The sequence below is a fragment of the Stenotrophomonas maltophilia R551-3 genome (assembly GCF_000020665.1).
GTDB lineage: Bacteria > Pseudomonadota > Gammaproteobacteria > Xanthomonadales > Xanthomonadaceae > Stenotrophomonas > Stenotrophomonas maltophilia_L.
Genome location: NC_011071.1, coordinates 629,427 through 648,816, shown reverse-complemented (window position 1 = coordinate 648,816; position 19,390 = coordinate 629,427). Strand labels below are relative to the sequence as shown.

The window sequence follows — 19,390 nt, the reverse complement described above, 5'->3', positions numbered from 1 at the left end:
GCCGGCGTGGGTGGCCGCCGGCGCGATGGAATGGCTTACCAGCCGAAGCCGGCACCGACGCCAACCGAGCTGTCGTCACTGCTGAAGGCACCGCCGAAGGTGACCGTGGCGCGATCGCTGATCGCACGCTGGTAGCCCAGCGACAACGCCGATTCGCCGCCCTGGAAACCGATGCCGACGCCGACCCGGTTCTGGGTACGGATACCGGCAGCACTGGTGGCCATGTTGAGCATTGCAGCGCTCATCGCGCCCTGGCGGTCGATGCGGCGATCCATGTGGCGCAGGCGTCCGTCGATCTCGCCCTTGAACACATCGAAGCTGTCGGTGACGGCCTGGACGCGGCTGTCGGTGTAGCTGTTGGCCGTGGCCATGCCACGATCAAGCTGGCCCTTGTTGACCGCATCGGTAGCCGTGGTACCGGCCGCCACGTTGGTGACCTGGCGCTCGTTGCCCTCGCTGCCCACCGAGATCGTATTGGCACGGTCGGCGAGCGAGCCCTGGCCCAATGCAATGGCGTTGGTTGCTGTGGCGGTAGCGCCCTGGCCGATCGCGGTCGAGGAAGCCCCGCTGGCCACGGCGCCATCACCCACAGTGACCGAGTTGGCGCCGCTTCCCGGCGTACCCACCGGAATGCCGGCACCTGCTGCGGCAGCCGTCGGCGTGCCCTGCACGCGTGCGGTGCTGGCCGCTGCCGCATCCGCCGCCACCGGGGCATCGGCAGTGCTGGCCAACGAAGTGTCATCCAGCGAGGCGCTCATCGCGCGCAGGCTGGACGCACCGGCACGCGTGCCACCGGCGCTGCGGCGGTCGATCTCGCTGACCTTGCGGTCCAGCGCACCCAATGCATCGCCGACGTTGCTGTAGGTGGCGCCCTGGATCACATAGTTCGGCGCCACGAACACGCCCTGCATACCGACGCTGGCACCACCACCGAGGAAGCTGGCTGCATCACTGAGCGACTGGAACAACTGGCCGCCGTTGATCGCCTGACGGCTGCCGGCGGCAATGCTGCCTGCACCGACGTTGTCGATGGTGGTGCCCTGGAAGCCGGACAGGGTCAGGCGATCACGGCTGGCGTCGTCGTAGCCCACCGCGCTGGCCGCCGTGGTTTCAACGGTGGTGATGCGCGAATCGAAATCACCGACGCGGGTTTCCACCGCGCCCACGCGCTGGTTGGTGACGTTGAGCTGCGAACCGGTGATCGCATCGGTGCTGCCGGCGGCGATGCGGCCATCGGCCACATTGACGATGCGGCGCGTGGCCGGACCATCGGTGCCGTTGCCACCACCGACCGACACCACGTTGGCATCGAGCGCTCGCGAACCCGCGCCGAGCGCGACCGAGTTGGCACCCGTTGCACCGGCGCTGGTACCCAGGGCCAATGCACCGTTGCCGATGGCCAGCGCATTGGCACCCAGCGCGTTGCTGCGCGCACCACTGGCGCTGGCTGCCGAACCGATGGCTGCGGCGTCGGTACCGCTGGCGCTGGCCGTGCCGCTGCCGGTGGCCTTGACGTAGCGCGCCGTGCCGTCTGCGGTGGCGGCAACGGCATCCAGCTGGCCACGGTTGACCGCATCGGTACGCTCGGTACCGGCGGCGACACGGGTGATCTGGCGATCGCTGCTGGCACTGCCGACCGACACGGTGTTGGCACGGTCGGCAACCGAACCAGCACCCAGCGCGACGCTGCCGGCAGCGCTGGCATTGGCGCTGACACCAACCGCCGTCGCGTTGGCGCCGGTGGCCTTGCTGCCATAACCGACTGCGGTGCCAAGACGGCCGCTGGCATCGGCGTAGCTACCGATGGCCGATGCGCCGTCGGCCGACGCGCTGGCGCGGAAACCATTGGCCTGCGACTGCGTGCCGCTGGCGGTGGCCTGCGCACCGCTGGCGGTGCTGTAGGCGCCCTTGGCCTGGGCGCCGGCACCGGTGGCGCTGGCACCCAGCTCACTGGCACTGGCGCCACTGCCGAGGGCGACGCTGTCGACACCGCTGGCCTGCGCCGTGTTACCCAGTGCAGCGGCATTGTTGCCGGTGGCCAGCGCATCGAAGCCCACCGCGGTGGCATTGGCCGCCATCGCGTTGGCACCGCTGCCCAGTGCGGTGGCGCCGTTGCCGATGGCGTTGGCCGCATTACCGGCAGCCAGTGCGTTGTCACCGTCCACCAGTGCACCGGCCTCGCCATCGGCATTGCCGCTGGCCTGGAACTGGCGGCTGGTCTTGTCGGCGACGCTGGCCACTGCATCCAGCTGGCCCTTGTTCACCGCATCGGTGGCTTCGCTGCCTGCTGCGACATGGGTTACCTGGCGCTCACCGCCCGCCTTGCCGACGGCCACCGTGTTGTCACGGTCGGCCTTGGAACCGGCGCCGAGCGCGACGCTGTTGCTGCCATTGGCGGTGGCATTGGCACCCAGTGCGGTGGCGCTGCCGCCTGCCGCCCACGAATTCCAGCCGATCGCCGTGGCGTAGTCTTCGGTGGCCCACGCGCCCGCACCGAATGCCGCGGCACCGGTGCCACTGGCACGCGAGGGGATCAGGCCGAAGAAGGTGCTGCCACCGATGGCCACGCTCTCCTCGCCACTGGCCTCGCTGGACTGACCCACGGCAACGGCACCGGTTCCGGCCGCAGCGGCACCGAAACCGACTGCGGTGGTGTTGGCACCACTGGCCGCCGAGCCGTAGCCCAACGCGGTGCCGAGGCGACCGCTGGCTTCGGCGTAGCCGCCGACAGCGGTAGTGCCATCGGCGGACGCGGCGCTGCGGAAACCGCTGGCCAATGCCTGGGTGCCGCTGGCATTGGCTTCTGTACCTGTGGCCATGCTGTATGCACCGCTGGCCTGCGCGCGCGCGCCGACCGCGCTTGCCCCCAGTTCACTGGCGCTGGCGCCGGTGCCGAGCGCCAGGCTGTCTTCGCCGGTGGCCTGTGCCGTGCTGCCCAGGGCAGCCGCGTTGCTGCCGGTGGCCAGCGCATCGATGCCTACCGCCGTGGCGTTGGCCGCGAGCGCATTGGCACCACTGCCCAGCGCGGTGGCGCCGTTGCCGATGGCATTGGCGGCGTCACCTGCGGCCAGCGCGTTGTCACCCTCGACCAGCGCCCCGGTTTCGCCATCGGCATTGCCACTGGCCTGGAACTGCTTGCTGGTCTTTTCCGCCGCAGCGGCCACCGCATCGAGCTGGTTCTTGTTGACCGCGTCGTTGCCCTGGGTGCCATCGGCCACGTTGGTGATCTGGCGGGTATTGCCGCCGCCGCCCACCGACACGGTGTTGTCGCGGTCGGCAATCGAGTCCGCACCCAGCGCCACGCTGTTGGCACCGCGCGATTCGGCGGCGTTGCCCAGTGCGGTGCTGTTGATGCCCCCCGACCAGGCGCCACCACCCACCGCAGTGGAGTAGTTGCCCGATGCCTCGGTGGCCAGCACGCCGAACAGCGAGCCGCCAACGGCGACGCTGTTGGTGCCGGTGGCCAGGCTGCCCTGGCCGGTGGCGGTGCTGTAGGCACCGGAGGCTTCCGAATCGCCACCCACTGCCACACTGTTGGAACCGGATGCATTGGCGAAGTTGCCGAACGCCGTGGCGTTGAACGCCGAGGCCTGTGCGTAGCCACCGATGGCGGTGCTGTAACCGCCGCTGGCTTCGGCACCGATACCGAAGGCCGCTGACGCCGTGCCACTGGCCACGCTTTCGCTACCCACGGCGGTTGCCGCGTCACCGCTGGCATTGCTGAAGTAACCCACAGCCACGGCTTCTTCGCCAGAGGCTTCGGACAGCACGCCGGTAGCGGTACTGCCGGCACCGCTGGCGATGCTGGCCGCACCGAACGCCGCGCTCTGCTCGCCGCTGGCCTCGCTTTCCGCACCGTGCGCGGTGGCGTACTCACCGGTGGCCTGTGCGTTGGCGCCGACGGCGCTGGCATTGGCCGCGCTGGCCAGGGCATTGAAGCCCACCGCCTGCGCATTGCTGGCCAACGCATTGGCGCCGCTGCCCAGCGCAGTGGCGCCATTGCCGATGGCATTGGCCGCATCACCGGCGGCCAGTGCGTTGTCACCGTCCACGAGCGCACCGGCTACGTCATCGCCATTGCCGCTGGCCTGGAAGAAGCGACTGGTGGTTGTGGCCGTGGCCGCAACCGCATCCAGCTGCGCCTTGTTCACCGCATCGGTGGCCTGGGTGCCGGCGGCGACGTTGGTGACCTGGCGTTCGTTGCCAGCGCTGCCCACCGACACCGTGCGCGCGCGGTTGGCGACCGAACCAGCGCCCAGCGCGACCGTGTTGCTGGCGCTGGCATTGCTGCCGGCACCGAGCGCGATCGCACTCTCACCACCGGCCACCGTGTTGGTGCCGATGGCGATGCTGTTGATGCTGTTGCCCAACGCCTGGAAGCCCAACGCCACGCTGTTGTCGCCATAGCCGAAGGCCCCGCGACCGACGGCGGTGGAGCTGGCACCGTTGGCCCAACTGTTGTAACCGATGGACGTTGCGCCGCTGCCGCTGGCCCACGCCGCGTTGCCGAACGCCGACGCGTTGGTGGCGGTGGCCCATGCACCCGAACCGAATGCTGCTGCGCCACTGGCGGTCGCCCAGCTGTAACCACCGACGGCGGTGCTGTCATCGCTGCTGGCGAACGCGCTGTCGCCGACTGCAACCGCATAGCTGCCGGTGGCACGTGACTTGCCGCCGGCGGCGAAGCTGTTGTCACCACTGGCCTTGGCGGCATTGCCGAAGGCAGTGCTGGTGGCTCCGGTGGCCTGCGCACCGCTGCCGACTGCGGTGGCATCGGCAACGGCGGTGGTGCCGACCTGTTGTGCCTTGCCGTCGGCACCGATGATCGGCTGGTTGAATTCATCGTAGGCCTGGCCGAGGCCACCGATGGCGACACCGCCATTGCCGGTGGCCGCGCTGTTGCGGCCGACCGCCACACTGTCATCGCCGATCGCGGATGCAGCCGCACCATGCGCGATGGCACCCGCACCGATCGCATTGCTCGACGAACCGGCGGCGATGGCGCCCTCGCCATCGGCCAGCGCGCCGGCATCGCTGCCAGCTTCCGGCTGCGCCTGGAAGAACCGCGCGGTGGTGTCGGCGGTATTGGCCACCGCATCCAACTGCGCCTTGTTCACCGCATCGGTGGCTTCGCTGCCGGCGGCAACGCTGGTGATCTGCCGTTCGTTGCCGGCACTGCCCACCGCCACGCTGTTGGCGCGCACCGCTTCGGAGTTGGCGCCGAGCGCGACGCTGTTGGCGCCACGTGCGGTGGCGTAGTAACCCACCGCAGTGCTCTGTGCGCCACTGGCCCAGGTCTGAGCGCCGAGGGCACTGGCGTTCTCGCCAGGTGCATAGGCGAAGTAGCCGACCGCAGTGGCTTCGGCACCGGAGGCCTCGCTCAGGCTGCCGTTGGCCACCGCGCGATCGCCACTGGCAATGGCGCCCGCGCCGACGGCGGTCGCGGCTTCGCCACTGGCCTGGGTCTGCACGAAGAAGCCCAGACCGGGGATCAGATCAGCCGGGCCGCCGATGGCGACGCTGCTGGTGCCGGTGGCATTGCTCTGCGTACCCAATGCCGTGGAGTAATCGCCGATGGCATTGGCCACCGCACCGAACGCCGACGCCTGTGCGCCGGCAGCATAGGCACCCACGCCGTAGGACGACGCGGCAAAGCCGCTGGCTTCAGCGCTGGCACCGACGGCAGTGCCACCGACGCCGGCGCTGGTGGCGCCGGTTTCCACCGGTACGCCGCCGCTGGTGATCAGCGGGTTGCCGTTGGCGTCCACCGCGGCACCGCCCACGGCAACGCTGCCCGGGCCGTTGGCCTGTGCGTTGTTGCCGAACGCTGCACTGTTCTGGCCCGAGGCCAGCGCGTTGTTGCCGACGGCGGTGGCGTTCTGCGCGACGGCGCCGGCACCCGCGCCAACTGCAGTAGCACCGTTGCCGATCGCGTTGGCGGCCTCGCCTGCAGCCAGTGCGTCGTCGCCCTCGGCCAGCGCACCGGCATCGCTGTTACTGCTGCCGGTGGCCTGGAAGCGCTTGGCGGTAGCATCGGCCACGGCGGCAACGCCCTTCAACTGGCCGACGTTGACCGCATCGTTATCTTCCGTACCGGCAGCCACGCTGGTGATCTGGCGGGTCAGGCCGTATTCGGCGGCACCGACGGACACGGTATCGACACGATCGGCCAGTGAGCCGGCGCCGAGCGCCACGCTGCCGGTAGCCACCGCAGCGGAGTTCGAGCCCAGCGCCGTGCTGTATTCACCGACGGCGGTGCTGAACGCGCCAACCGCGATCGACGCTTCGTTGGCGGCGGTAGCGCCGCGGCCCAGTGCGGTGCTGCCCGGGCCCATCGCCACGGCACCGCCGCCGACGGCCGTCGCACCATCAGCGGTGGCTTCGGACAGCGCGCCGAGTGCGGTGGCCGCGCCGTTCTCGCTGGATGCGGTAGCGCTTGCGCCAACCGCGGTGTCGCCGAGACCGAATGCCGCGGCACTCTGCCCGACCACGACGCTGGCATCGCCGAGCGCGAGTGCGCCTTGGCCGAACGCACTCGCGCCGATGCCGGCAGCGATGGCCTGGGTACCGATGGCGGTGGTCGCATTGGCCAGCGACTGTGCGCCGGCACCGGCCGCCACGGCGCCCTGCCCTTCGATCTTCGCCGCGTCGCTGTCATCGCCTGCGCCGTCGGCCTTGAAATAACGGTTGCCGTCTGCGGCGACATCGGCAAGCGCGGCCTGCGTTGCACGCGCCTGCGCATCGAGCTGCGCCTTGTTCACCGCATCGGTGGCCTGGCTGCCTGCAGCAACATTGGTGATCTGCCGTTCCTTGCCGGTGTCACCGACGGACACGGTGTTTGCACGGGTGGCCTTGGAGCCGGCGCCGAGCGCCACGCTATTGGCAGCACTGGCGCTGCTGTTGCTGCCGATCGCCACCGCGTTGCTGCCCTTGGCCGTAGCCGTGCCTTCGATCAGGCACTTTTCGAGCAGCTTGCCGCTGAATGCGACGCAGGTGGCGCTGCCGCCGATCTGCACCGACTGTGCCGCAGCGATACCGCTCATGCCCAATCCCAATACCAGGCCCAGTGCCATCGCCAACCGTGCGGGCGCAGCCTGCGTTGCATCGCGGCGCTGGTCGACGACCCCGCCGCTGCTGCCGGAGGAGGCCAGTTCCGAGGCCACCACCAACTGACCCAATGCTTTGTTCCAGACCTTGCGATAAATCCGATTCATCGGTACGGCTCCTGATTGGACTGGTTTTGGGCAAAGCAACGCCACCGCTGGGCTTTCCGGCCCAACGTCCCCTGGGGGCGTTTATTCGCGTGATTTACTGCGGGGTATTGCCGAACGGCGCGCAGCGACAGAAAACCGAGCGCGTGCGCCAAGCGGTTACTGCGAAATGAATGATTCTGAAACGGGCTTCAAGTGTTAACGGCAACTTTGCAGATCGTCAAGACTTTGACACGGCAAATCCTATTGCCGTGAAGCACATCACTATTTCACGTGTTTATGAAAGGATTTTGTTATGCATGCGTGACGATTCCTCGACGCATGGAAATGCATGTAACTAGCGGTCGCGACTGGAGTTTCAATCGCGCAAAGAAAAACCCGCCGATCAACGGCGGGTTTTTCCATACGCGATGGCATTGAGGCCTGCGCGATGCAGTGCGATCAGCCGCACCACACCCGCGCGTTGCGGAACATGCGCATCCACGGCGAATCGCCCTGCCACTCGGCCGGGGCCCAGCTCATGTTGAGCGCGCGCGGGGTGCGTTCCGGGTGCGGCATCATGATGGTGACGCGGCCGTCGGTGCTGGTCAGGCCGGTGATGCCGTCCGGCGAACCGTTCGGGTTCAGCGGGTACTGGCTGGCGACGTTGCCATTGCCGTCGATGTAGCGCAGCGAGACGCGTGCGGCGGCCTGGTCAACGGCGTTGTCGAACACCGCCTGGCCTTCACCATGCGCCACCGCCACCTGCAGGCGCGAGCCGGCCATGCCACGCAGCAGGATCGACGGCGATTCCACCACTTCCAGCAGCGCGGTACGGGCTTCGAACTGCTCGCTGGCGTTGCGGCGGAACTGCGGCCAGTGCTCGGCACCGGGGATGATGCCCTTCAGCTGGCTCATCATCTGGCAGCCGTTGCACACGCCCAGCGCGAAGCTGTCCTCGCGGGCGAAGAACGCAGCGAAGGCATCACGCAGTGCGCTGCGCTCCAGGATCGAGGTCGCCCAGCCACGGCCGGCACCCAGCACGTCGCCGTAGCTGAAGCCGCCGCAGGCGACCAGGCCGGTGAAGTCCTGCAGCGCCACGCGGCCTTCGATCAGGTCGCTCATGTGCACGTCGAACGCGCGGAAGCCTGCACGTTCGAAGATATTCGCCATTTCGATCTGACCATTGACGCCCTGCTCGCGCAGCACGGCCACGCGCGGACGCGCACCGGTGCTGATGAACGGAGCGGCCACGTCTTCGTTGAGGTCGAAGCTGAGCTTCGGCTTCAGGCCCGGCGCCGTGAAGGCACGCGCGATTTCGCGCTCGGCGTCGGCGTTGGCCGGGTTGTCGCGGCGCTTCTGCATGGCATGGGTGACCGACCACCAGGCATCGAACAGCGCGTCCCAGCGCCATTCGGCCAGGTTCTCGCCACCCAGCGACACGCGCACCACCGGTGCGGTGGTCGGCTTGGCGATGCGCTGCGCGCATTCGGTCAGTGCATGGCGCTCGACCAGGTCGGCGAAGGCCGCACGGTCTTCGCGCGCGATCTGCACCACTGCACCCAGTTCTTCATTGAACAGGCTGCGGAACGGATCATCGCCCCAGGCATCAAGGGTGATGTCCAGGCCCAGGCGCGAAGTGAAGGCCATTTCGCACAGTGCGGCGAAGGCACCACCGTCGCTGCGGTCGTGGTAGGCCAGCAGCAGCCCGGACTGGCGCGCATCGCGGATCAGTTCGAAGAAGCCACGCAGGCGCTGCGGGTCATCCAGGTCCGGCGCGGCACCGGCGAAGGCCGGCAGGTCGCCATGGTCGGCATGCACCTGGGCCAGGATCGAACCACCGAGGCGCTGCTTGCCGGCGCCGAGGCCGATCAGCCACAGCTCGCTCTCGACTTCGCGATCGAGCAGCGGGGTCAACTGCTGGCGCACGTCGGCGACCGGCGCGAACGCGGTGATCACCAGCGACACCGGCGACACGCTCTTGTGTGCCTCGCCCTGATCGTGCCACTGCGCCTGCATCGACAGCGAGTCCTTGCCGACCGGGATGCTGATGTCCAGCTGCGGGCACAGTTCCATGCCCACCGCCTTCACCGCGTCGTACAGCAGCGCGTCTTCACCCGGGTGGCCGGCGGCGGCCATCCAGTTCGCCGACAGCTTGATCTCGTCCAGCGCATCGACCGGTGCAGCGCACAGGTTGGTCAATGCTTCACCCACCGCCATGCGTGCCGACGCTGCGGCATCGAGCAGCGCCAGCGGGGTGCGCTCACCGAGCGCCATCGCTTCACCGGCCACGCCGTTGAAGTCGGCCAGGGTGATTGCCACATCAGCCACCGGCAATTGCCACGGGCCGACCATCTGCTCGCGTGCGGTCAGGCCACCAACGCTGCGGTCGCCGATGGTGACCAGGAAGTTCTTCGATGCCACCGTCGGGTGCGCGAGCACGCGCAGGCCGGCTTCCTGCAGGTCCAGGCCGCCGGTCTTCAGCGCCGGCCAGCGCGGTGCCGGCGGGTGTGCGGTGTCGCGGTGCATCTTCGGCGGCTTGCCGAACAGCACGTCCATCGGCAGGTCGATCGGCGCATCGGCCGGAATGTTGCCCGGAACAGCGCCGTAGGCCACCACCAGGTGTTCTTCGGCGGTGGCCACGCCAACCGCGGCGAACGGGCAGCGCTCGCGGGCACACAGTGCGGCGAACTCGGCCAGGCGCTCCTGCGCGACACCGAGCACATAGCGTTCCTGCGACTCGTTGCACCACAACTGCATCGGCGACAGCGACGGGTCGTCGGTCGGTACCTTGCCCAGATCGATGATGCCGCCGACCTTCGAGTCGTGCAGCAGCTCGGGGATGGCATTGGACAGGCCACCGGCACCGACGTCATGGAAGAACTTGATCGGGTTGTCGGCGCCCATCGCCACGCAGCGGTCGATGACCTCCTGGCAGCGGCGCTCCATTTCCGGGTTGTCGCGCTGCACGCTGGCGAAGTCGAGGTCCTCGGCGCTTTCGCCGGAGGCCACCGAGCTGGCGGCACCGCCACCGAGGCCGATCAGCATCGCCGGGCCACCGAGCACGATCACGGCATCGCCATCCTGCAGCAGGATCTTGTCGACCTGCACGCGGTCGATCGCACCGAGGCCACCGGCCAGCATGATCGGCTTGTCGTAGGCACGCACCAGGTCGGCGCCTTCCGGCAGCTCGAAGCTGCGGAAGTAGCCGAGCAGGGCCGGGCGGCCGAACTCGTTGTTGAACGCAGCGCCGCCCAGCGGGCCGTCGGTCATGATTTCCAGCGCCGGCGCCATGCGCGGGTTCAGCGCGCGCGGCGCCTCCCACGGCTGCGGCAGCTCGGGAATGCGCAGGTGCGAGACCGAGAAGCCGCTCAGGCCGGCCTTCGGCTTGCCACCGCGGCCGGTCGCGCCTTCGTCGCGGATCTCGCCGCCGGCGCCGGTCGAAGCACCCGGGAACGGCGCGATCGCGGTCGGATGGTTGTGCGTTTCCACCTTGATCTGGAACGCGCTGGGCACGCTCGGCTCGCTGCGGTACTCACCGCTGGCCGGGTCCGGACGATAACGCGACGCCGGATGCCCTTCGATCACCGCGGCATTGTCGCTGTACGCGCTGAGCGTGTGCTGTGGGGTCTGCTGGTGGGTGTTCTTGATCATCCGGAACAGCGAACGGTCCTGTTCCTGGCCGTCGATGGTCCAGCTGGCATTGAAGATCTTGTGGCGGCAGTGCTCGGAGTTGGCCTGCGCGAACATCATCAGTTCCACGTCCGACGGCGAACGGCCCAGCGCGCTGAAGCGCTCGCGCAGGTAATCGATCTCGTCCTGGGCCATGGCCAGGCCGAGGCGCTGGTTGGCGGCCTCCAGCTGGTCCACCGGCACCCGCTCCAGTTCACCCCGGGCCGGGGTCGAGAACAGGGCCTGACCCTGCTCGACGTTCTCCAGCACCGACTGTGTCATCGGGTCGTGCAGCGCCTTGATCAGCGCCTGCTGGGCGGCGGCATCGGCCGGCCAGCCCTGCACGTCGATGCGCAGTCCACGTTCGACCCGGCTGACCGGCTGCCCAGCACCACGCACCAGTTCGGTGGCCTTGCTCGACCACGGCGACAGCGTGCCCAGGCGCGGCACCACGATGCGGCTGACCGCGCCTTCGGCCACGGCCTCGGCCTGCGGCGCAGCTTCGAGGATGCGGCACAGCGTGGTCAGGTCGGGGACGGCGCTGCCTTCGGGCTGCACGAAGTAGACGTGCCAGGCACCGCTGATGCGCAGGGAGGGAGCGATGGACTGCAGGCGGGATTCAAGACGTTCGCGGCGGAACGGCGACAGGGCGGGCGCGCCCTCGAGGACCATCATGTCCGGGGAACCGTAGTTGGGAAACGGGCCCGACATTGTACCGGAAGCGGGGGAAGGGCTCTGGCCGGGCGGCGCCCGGCACCCGCAGAGGCGCCCAAGCCAAGGCCACAGCCAGAGCAAAGGCAAAAGCCACAGCAACAGCGGGTTTCCTGGGAGATGGCGGGGTGGGTCCGGTTGCGGGGGACGCCGTAAACCCTTCCATGGGGGCTTGGTCGCGGCATCCATGCCGCTCACACCCCCGCAACCGGACCCACCCCGCCTTCGACAATTTCCCGCGATCTGCGGTAGATCCACGCCATGCGTGGATGCTCCCCGGTAGTGCCGGCCGCTGGCCGGCAACCAGGGAACATCAGAAATCAGGCATGAAGAGCGGAGCGACCGGCTTTTGCTTTTGTTTTTTTTCTTCTGTCTTTCGTGGCTGGCACCCGCAGGAAACTGTCCAGGGTCGGGCGGGTGGGCATCGCGGGGGTGTCCGCGGCATGGATGCCGCGGCCAAGCCCCCAGGGAAGGGTTTACGGCGTCCCCCGCGATGCCCACCCGCCCGGCCAAGCCCATGAATTCGCAGTTCGACCCGCCACGAGGGGGCTCCGCCGATGGCCGCCGACCGCGCGCAGCGCCGCCCTTGGCCCGGATCCCGGAACCATGCGCTTGCTCACGGATTGACCACGCGATTGATGACAACGTTGTCCCCACCTGGCGCCGGACTCTCTCCCCGGCCTCCCAGGTACCTCCGTCCGTCCCCCTCCGCCGCCTTCCCGGGCGATGTCCGGACCTGCGTTACGTGCGGCGCCATCCGGGCCCGCGCGCCAACCGATCGATCGGAGACACACCATGTACGACCCGCTTGTGCTGAGTGCCGATGTCCGCAGTGCCGAACGCTCCCTCCACCGCTGTCGTCCGCGCCGTCTGGCCTGGCTGCTGGCCCTTGCCGGGGCCGTTGCCCTGCCCGGCCTGGCGCAGGCCGCCAGCTGTGCCGGCGTGGCCCAGTGGGACCAGGCCAAGATCTACCGGGCCGGCGATACCCTGCAGAAAGGAGGCGTCCTCTATCGGGCGAACCAGGACATCTGGAACGCGCCGCCGGACCATCCGGCCGGTGCGCCCTACTACACCAACCTCGGTGCCTGTGATGGCAGCGGCAGCAACCAGCCGCCGGTGGTCAGCCTGACCTCACCGGCCAATGGCGCCACCTTCAGCGCCGGCAGCACGGTCAACGTGACCGCCAATGCCAGCGATGCGGATGGCAGCGTCGCCAAGGTCGAATTCTTCCGCGATGGCAGCTCACTGGGCGTGGCCACCAATGCGCCGTATGCCGCCAGCTGGGCCAATGCCAGCGCCGGCAGCCACACGCTGCGCGCGGTGGCGACCGACAACAACAACGCCACCGCCAGCACGGCGACCATCAGCATCACCGTCAACGCCGCCGGTGGCGATACCACCGCGCCGAGCGTGCCGGGCGGGCTGGCGGTCGGCACCCGCACCGCCAACAGCATCGCGCTGAGCTGGAGCCCGTCCACCGACAACACCGGTGGCAGCGGCCTGGCCGGCTATGACGTGTACCGCAACGGCAGCCTGGTCGGCTCGCCGTCCAGCGCCAGCTATGTCGATGGCGGGCTGACCGCGTCGACCACCTACCGCTACCGCGTGCGCGCCCGCGACAACGCCGGCAATGCGTCGGCACAGGGCACCGAAATCAGCGCCACCACGCTGGCCGGCAATGGCGGCGGTACCGGCAAGCGGGTCATCGGTTACTTCACCCAGTGGGGCATCTACGGCCGCAACTACCGGGTCAAGAACATCGACAGCAGCGGTTCGGCCGCACGCCTGACCCACATCAACTACGCCTTCGGCAACGTGCGCAACAACCGCTGCGAAGTGGGCATCACCCAGCCGTCGGATCCGAACAGCGGTGCCGGTGGTGATGCCTTCGCCGATTACACCAAGGCCTTCGGTGCCGGCGAGAGCGTGAGCGGCAGCGCCGATACCTGGGACCAGCCGCTGCGCGGCAACTGGAACCAGCTCAAGCAGCTCAAGGCCAAGCACCCGGGGTTGAAGGTGCTGATCTCGCTGGGTGGCTGGACCTGGTCGCGCGGCTTCTCCAGCGCGGCGCGCCCGGAAAACCGCCAGGCCTTCGTGGCCTCGTGCATCGACGCCTACATCAAGGGCAACCTGCCGGTGACCGACGGTGCCGGTGGCGCCGGTGCCGCCCTGGGTGTGTTCGACGGCATCGACATCGACTGGGAATACCCGGTGGCCTGCGGCATCGAATGTGGCAAGCCGGAGGACAACGCCAACTTCACCGCGCTGATGGCCGAGTTCCGCCGCCAGCTCGATGCGGTGCGTCCGGGCCTGTTGCTGACGGTAGCGGTGGGTGCCGGCATCGACAAGATCCGCGTCACCGATCCGGCCGCGTACCACCCGTACCTGGACTACATCAATGTGATGACCTACGACTTCCACGGCGCGTGGGATGCGAAGACCAATCACCAGTCGGCGCTGTTCGATTCGCCGAATGATCCGTCCACCGGCGACCAGAAGCTCTACAACAGCAACGACGCCATCGAGGCCTTCATCAGCCGTGGCGTGCCCGCCGCCAAGCTCAACCTGGGCATCGGCTACTACGGGCGTGGCTGGACCGGTGTGGCCAACGCCAACAACGGCCTGTACCAGACCGCGACCGGCGCCGCCCCGGGCACGTATGAAGCCGGCATCGAGGACTGGAAGGTGCTGAAGAACCTGGCGTGGCCGGGCTACACCGACAACACCGCCGGTGCCACCTGGATCTACAACGGCAGCACGTTGTGGAGCTTCGACACCCCGGCCAACATCACCCGCAAGATGGGCTACGTGAAGACCCAGGGCCTGGGCGGCGCATTCGTCTGGGAGTTCAGTGGTGACGATGCGCAGGGCACGCTGACCAAGGCGGTCAGTGACGGCCTGCAATAAGAAAAAAGCCGGGGGTGCGACTTGCATCCCCGGCCTCGCTCGCATGATGCATCCGCCGGGCATGGCCCGGCGTTACCCGCCATTCCACGGTAGCGCCGGGCCATGCCCGGCGGTGTTCTGATCAGCGCTTGGCCGACAGCTTTTCCAACGCGGCGCGCAGCTGCGCCGGCGGCAGGTAGCCGCCCAGCTGGGTACCGTCCGGGGCGAAGATCGCCGGGGTACCGTTCACGCCCAGCTGCTGGCCCAGTGCGTACTGCATCGCCACCGGGTTGGTGCAGCTCTTCGCCGGCACGCTGCCACCGCGCTTGGCGCTGGTCAGCGCCTGGCGACGATCGGCCGCACACCAGACCGAGATCATGTCGGTGTAGTCCTTGCTGCCCAGGCCCATGCGCGGGAACGCGAGGTACTCGACACTGATGCCGTTGCGGTTGAGCTCGGCGATATCCTGGTGCAGCTTGCGGCAGTAGCCGCATTCGATGTCGGTGAACACGCTGATGGTGTACTTGGCATTGGGCGCAGCGAACACGATGCGGTCACCGTGGTTGGCCTTGGCCAGCAGATCGCGGCGGTAGCCGAGCAGGCCTTCGCTGTTGGCCGGACCCTTGGCGCGGGTGTCGTAGGGCTGCGACTGGAACAGGTAGCGACCGTCATCGGACACGTACAGCAGCTGGCCGGAGACCACCACTTCGCGGAAGCCGGGGAACGGCGCGGCGCCGATGTAATCCACTTCGAAACCCGGATTGAGCGCGGTCAGCGCGGCACGCACGGCCTGGTCGGCCGAGCCGTTGGCAGCCGGGCTGGCAGCCTTGGCCGCAGCAGCGGTAGCAGGTGCCTTGGCGGCCGGCGGGGCCGGCTGGGCGCAGGCAGTCAGGCTGAGCGCACCGAACACGGCGGCGATGGCAAATCGGAGCATGGAGCGGTCCGCGACAGAAGAAGACCCCGGATTCTGACACAGCCGCCGCTGCCAGGCCGCGATGGCAGGCAGGGCTCGCGGCAAGGGTTCAGGCCCCTGCTCAGCCGCGCGGGTGATGGCGGGCGTGCAGTTTCTGCAGGTGTTCGCGCGCCACCAGCGTGTAGATCTGGGTGGTCGACAGCGAGCTGTGGCCCAGCAGCATCTGCAGCGCGCGCAGATCCGCGCCCCGGTTGAGCAGGTGGGTGGCGAAGCTGTGGCGCAGGGCATGCGGGCTGATCCGTGCCGGATCGATGCCGGCCACCTGTGCGTGGCGCTTGACCAGGTGCCAGAACGCCTGCCGGGTCAACGCATGCAGCGTCGGCTCGATGAACAACGGTGTCTGCCCATCGGCCAAGGCCTGCACTTTGCCCTTGCCAACCAGCTGCGGCCGCGACTGCTGCAGATAGCGCTCCAGCCAATGCTGCGACTCCTCGCCCAACGGCACCAGCCGTTCCTTGCTGCCTTTGCCGGTGACCCGCAACACTCCCTGGCGCAGGTTGACCGCCGTGGCCGGCAGCAGCACCAGCTCGCTAACGCGCAGCCCGGCGGCATACATCAGCTCCAGCATGGCGCGATCGCGCAGGCCCAGCGGGCTGTCGATGTCCGGCGCCGCCAGCAGTGCGTCGATCTGGCTTTCGGCCAACGCCTTGGGCAGCAGCCTCGGCAGCTTCGGCGGATCCAGCAGTGCACTGGGGTCCTCGCTGCGATCGCCCCGGCGCACACCATCAGCGAAGAACGCGCGCAGCGCCGACAGCAGGCGCGCGTTGCTGCGCGGCGACCAGCCATGCCGGGTACGCCACGCCAGGTAGTCGAACAACCCGGGACGTTCAATGCCGGCCAGGCCACCCTCGCGCCCATCGGTCCAGCGTGCCAACCCTTCCAGGTCGCGCCGGTAGCTGTCGAGGGTGGCGCGGGCCAGGCCGTTCTCGGCCCAGATCGCATCGAGGAAGCGCTGGATGCGCAGGCTGTCATCGGCCCGTAGCTCGGGCAGTTGCTGCACCAGCTGGCGGCGTTCGGCGGGGGTGGAAACAGGGGCCATGCGTGCAGGATACGAGGGCGACTGCGGATGCGGCCAGCATTGCGTATGCTCGGCGCATGTCCCGCCCTGCCACCGACACGGCCACTGCGGCCACCACCGAGATGCCCCGCCCGCGCGCACTGCTGCTGTGGCGCACGCTGGCGATGGTCTACGACACGTTGCCGGTGCTGGCCCTGTGGATGCTGGCCGGCACACTGTTCACCATCGCCTACACCCTTGATGGCCACACCCAGCGCGAGAACATCGCACCGTTCAGTGCCTGGCAGTGGCTGCTGTGGGCGGTGTGCTGGGCGATCACCGGGTGGTACGCCACCGCCAGCTGGCGCCGTGGCGGGCAGACACTGGGCATGCGGCCGTGGCGGCTGAAGCTGGAATCAAGCGATGGCACGCCGCTACGACGCAGGCAGCTGTGGCTGCGTTTCGCAGTGGGCACGCTGTCGCTGCTGCTGGGCGGCATCGGCTTCTGGTGGGCGTTGATCGACCGCCAGCGGCTGACCTGGCACGACCGTGCCAGTGGCACGCGGCTGGTGCGCATGCCGAAGCGGTGAATTGCCCTGGTAGCGCCGGGCCATGCCCGGCGGACGTGGGTTACCGCAAACCTCCGCCGGGCATGGCCCGGCGCTACCGGAATCAGCCCGATTTGCGCCGGAACAGCAGTCCGGATATCGCCAGCATCACGATCGGCGGCAGCGCATAGGCAATGCGGTAATCGAACTTCAACGCGCCGGCCATGCGGCCGAAGAACAGCTGCAGCAACCAGAAGCCCAGCGCGAACAGGATGCCCAGGAACAGGCGCTTGCCCATGCCGCCGCTGCGCAGCGAGCCGAATGCGAACGGCACCGCCGCCAGGCACAGCGCCAGCACGTTCACCGGGTAGAACCAGCGGCTCCAGTACACATCCTCATAGTCGCGCGCATCCAGCCCATTGCGTTCGCGGTACTCGATGCTGGTACGCAGCTCGGCCACGCTGAGGTTGCGCGGCTTGGCGATACCGGTCGCCAGCGCGCCGGCATCCAGCTTGGAATTCCACGGCTCGCGCGCCACTTCCTCGCGCGTGGCCGAACGTTCGCCGAACGTATCCCGGCGCACACCGGTCAACACCCAGCCATCGTTGTCGTGCTCGGCGGTGGCCGCGTGGGTCAACGAGGCGATCTGTCCGTCCTCGGCGATGCGGTACAGGCGCACGTCGCGCAGGATCAACCGCGTGCCCTTGTCACCCACCAGCTGCTCTTCGCCACCGGCGGCGCTGAGGAAGGTGTCGCCCTCCCGCGCCCACAGCCCGGAGTAGCGTGCAGTGGAAATGTCCTGGCCCCATTTGGCGCTGGACTTCAGCGCATCGGCTCGATCCTGGCCCCAGGGTCCCAGCGTTTCGGCGCTGAGCACCATCACTGCGGTGAGCAGTGACAGCGCAATCGCCACCGACACGCTCAGGCGCTTGCGCGACAGCCCCAGCGCGCGCAGCGCGGTCAGTTCGGAGGTCGCCGCCAGCTGGCCCAGGCCCATCAGGGCGCCGATCACCGCAGCGGTGGGGAAGAAGGTGTAGGCCCGCCGCGGCACCGTGTACAGCACCCAGGCTGCGGCATGGCCCAGCGAGTAGCCGTTCTTGCCGATGTCCTTGAACTCGCCGGAGAAGGCCATCACCACGTCCAGGCCGACCAGCACCGTCCAGGTCAACAGCACCGTCGTGAATACCGACTGGCCCAGGTACAGATCGAAACGCATCGGGCGCAGCCTCATGCGTGGGCTCCCTTCGGCCGGCCCAGGCGGCCATCACGTGCATACATCCAGATCGCCAGCCCCAGCAACGGCAGGGTCAGCCACCACAGGCCGAGCGCGGCCGGAATCTTGCCGGTGGCGATCCAGCCACTGCCGATGAACATCAGGTTGGTGCCAACCATGTAGGCCAGCAGGGCCAGCATCATCCGTCCATAGCGCTGCTGGCGCGGAGAGCTGCGGCCCAGCGGCACGGTCAACAGGGCGAAGGCCAGTGCGATCAGCGGCGGGGCCAGCCGGCGATGCAGCTGTGCCTGTGCCTCGGGCCGGGCATCACCGAACAGCTTCGTGGTCGGCATCAGCTCCGGATCGTTCTCGGTACGGGTCTGCGCACCGTCGGGCAGGGCCACGTCGTTGCGCGCGAAGGTCGCCAGGCGGTAGTCCAGCCCACCCGCTACCGGGCCCTCCACCTGGTGCCCATCATCCAGCTCCAGGAAGCGCTGGCGGGCGCCTTCAAAGAACATCCGGCCCCCGGCGGCAGACACCACCTCGAGGCGGTCGTCCTTCTGCCGCTGCAGGAACACCCTGCCCAGCCGGGTGCCATCGGGCGAGATCGAGGACAGGTAGACCACGCCGCCATTGGGCAGCGGGGTGAACCGGCCCGGCTCCAGTCCGGCCATCAGCACGCTGCGGTTGGCCTCGATGATCATCTGCTCGGCCACCCGCCCGGCCCAGGGCCCCAGCCACAGTGAGCAGGCCCCCACCAGGGCCACGACCGGCAGCACCAGCATCAGCAGCGGCCGCAGCAGGCGCTTGGGGCCCACGCCAATGGCGGTGATCACCGCCATTTCCGAGTCCCGGTACAGGCGGGCGACCGCCAGCAGCAGGCCCAGCATCAGCGCCAGCGGCAGGATCAGCGGCAGGTAGGCGATGAACTGCAGGCCCAGCTGAGAGAACAGCAGCTTGGCCGGCAGGCGCCCATCGGCGATGTTGCCGAGGATGTCCACCAGCACGCCGCCCACGCTGACCACCAGCAGGACGATCAGGGTAGCCAGGAAACTCTGGACGAAATCGCCCAGCAGGTATCGGTCGAGCTTCAACATGGGGCGGTGGTTTAAACTCTGGGGTTCGTTCGCGGTGCCGCCCAGTCTACTGTCTGGGCGTAAACGGTCCGCGATTGTACGGACTTGCCAATGGAATCTGCTC

8 protein-coding genes are annotated in these 19,390 nt (G+C 68.5%); 2 read left to right on the top strand and 6 right to left on the bottom strand.

Going from position 1 to position 19,390, the window contains the following annotated elements; genetic code table 11:
- Window positions 1-35: 35 nt before the first annotated feature.
- Together SMAL_RS02780 and purL are read right to left on the bottom strand one after the other, a co-directional pair.
- Window positions 36-7,214, bottom strand: a complete 7,179-nt coding sequence (locus SMAL_RS02780; RefSeq protein WP_012510012.1) for an ESPR-type extended signal peptide-containing protein — start codon at window positions 7,212-7,214, stop codon at window positions 36-38.
- A gap of 438 nt (window positions 7,215-7,652) precedes the next feature.
- A complete protein-coding gene (purL, locus tag SMAL_RS02775; protein WP_012510011.1) occupies window positions 7,653-11,537 on the bottom strand; it encodes a phosphoribosylformylglycinamidine synthase in 3,885 nt (1,294 codons plus the stop codon).
- A gap of 831 nt (window positions 11,538-12,368) precedes the next feature.
- Here purL and SMAL_RS02770 point away from each other — a divergent pair.
- Window positions 12,369-14,480: a glycosyl hydrolase family 18 protein gene (locus SMAL_RS02770; RefSeq protein WP_012510010.1), complete on the top strand. Its 2,112-nt coding sequence runs from the start codon at window positions 12,369-12,371 to the stop codon at window positions 14,478-14,480.
- 121 nt (window positions 14,481-14,601) lie between these two features.
- Here the strand turns inward: SMAL_RS02770 and SMAL_RS02765 are convergent, their stop codons facing one another.
- Window positions 14,602-15,393: a DsbC family protein gene (locus tag SMAL_RS02765; RefSeq protein ID WP_012510009.1), complete on the bottom strand. Its 792-nt coding sequence runs from the start codon at window positions 15,391-15,393 to the stop codon at window positions 14,602-14,604.
- A gap of 100 nt (window positions 15,394-15,493) precedes the next feature.
- Window positions 15,494-16,471: a site-specific tyrosine recombinase XerD gene (gene xerD / locus SMAL_RS02760; RefSeq protein WP_012510008.1), complete on the bottom strand. Its 978-nt coding sequence runs from the start codon at window positions 16,469-16,471 to the stop codon at window positions 15,494-15,496.
- A gap of 56 nt (window positions 16,472-16,527) precedes the next feature.
- Between xerD and SMAL_RS02755 the strand changes: the two genes are divergently transcribed.
- A complete protein-coding gene (locus tag SMAL_RS02755) occupies window positions 16,528-17,019 on the top strand; it encodes an RDD family protein (protein WP_012510007.1) in 492 nt (163 codons plus the stop codon).
- Window positions 17,020-17,101: 82 nt separating this feature from the next.
- Here SMAL_RS02755 and lptG read toward each other — a convergent pair whose 3' ends face one another.
- Window positions 17,102-18,208, bottom strand: coding sequence for an LPS export ABC transporter permease LptG (gene lptG / locus SMAL_RS02750; protein WP_004142518.1), 1,107 nt, complete (start codon window positions 18,206-18,208; stop codon window positions 17,102-17,104).
- Complete coding sequence (lptF, locus tag SMAL_RS02745; RefSeq protein WP_012510006.1) at window positions 18,205-19,287, bottom strand: LPS export ABC transporter permease LptF; 1,083 nt, start codon at window positions 19,285-19,287, stop codon at window positions 18,205-18,207. The genes lptG and lptF overlap by 4 nt, the downstream gene beginning before the upstream one ends.
- Between the last annotated feature and the right edge of the window lie 103 nt (window positions 19,288-19,390).

Bases quoted from the DNA above. Each gene is read 5' to 3' on its own strand.
- SMAL_RS02780 (WP_012510012.1), bottom strand. From the start codon at position 7,214: ATGAATCGGATTTATCGCAAGGTCTGGAACAAAGCATTGGGTCAGTTG.
- purL (WP_012510011.1), bottom strand. From the start codon at position 11,537: ATGATGGTCCTCGAGGGCGCGCCCGCCCTGTCGCCGTTCCGCCGCGAA.
- SMAL_RS02770 (WP_012510010.1), top strand. From the start codon at position 12,369: ATGTACGACCCGCTTGTGCTGAGTGCCGATGTCCGCAGTGCCGAACGC.
- SMAL_RS02765 (WP_012510009.1), bottom strand. From the start codon at position 15,393: ATGCTCCGATTTGCCATCGCCGCCGTGTTCGGTGCGCTCAGCCTGACT.
- xerD (WP_012510008.1), bottom strand. From the start codon at position 16,471: ATGGCCCCTGTTTCCACCCCCGCCGAACGCCGCCAGCTGGTGCAGCAA.
- SMAL_RS02755 (WP_012510007.1), top strand. From the start codon at position 16,528: ATGTCCCGCCCTGCCACCGACACGGCCACTGCGGCCACCACCGAGATG.
- lptG (WP_004142518.1), bottom strand. From the start codon at position 18,208: ATGAGGCTGCGCCCGATGCGTTTCGATCTGTACCTGGGCCAGTCGGTA.
- lptF (WP_012510006.1), bottom strand. From the start codon at position 19,287: ATGTTGAAGCTCGACCGATACCTGCTGGGCGATTTCGTCCAGAGTTTC.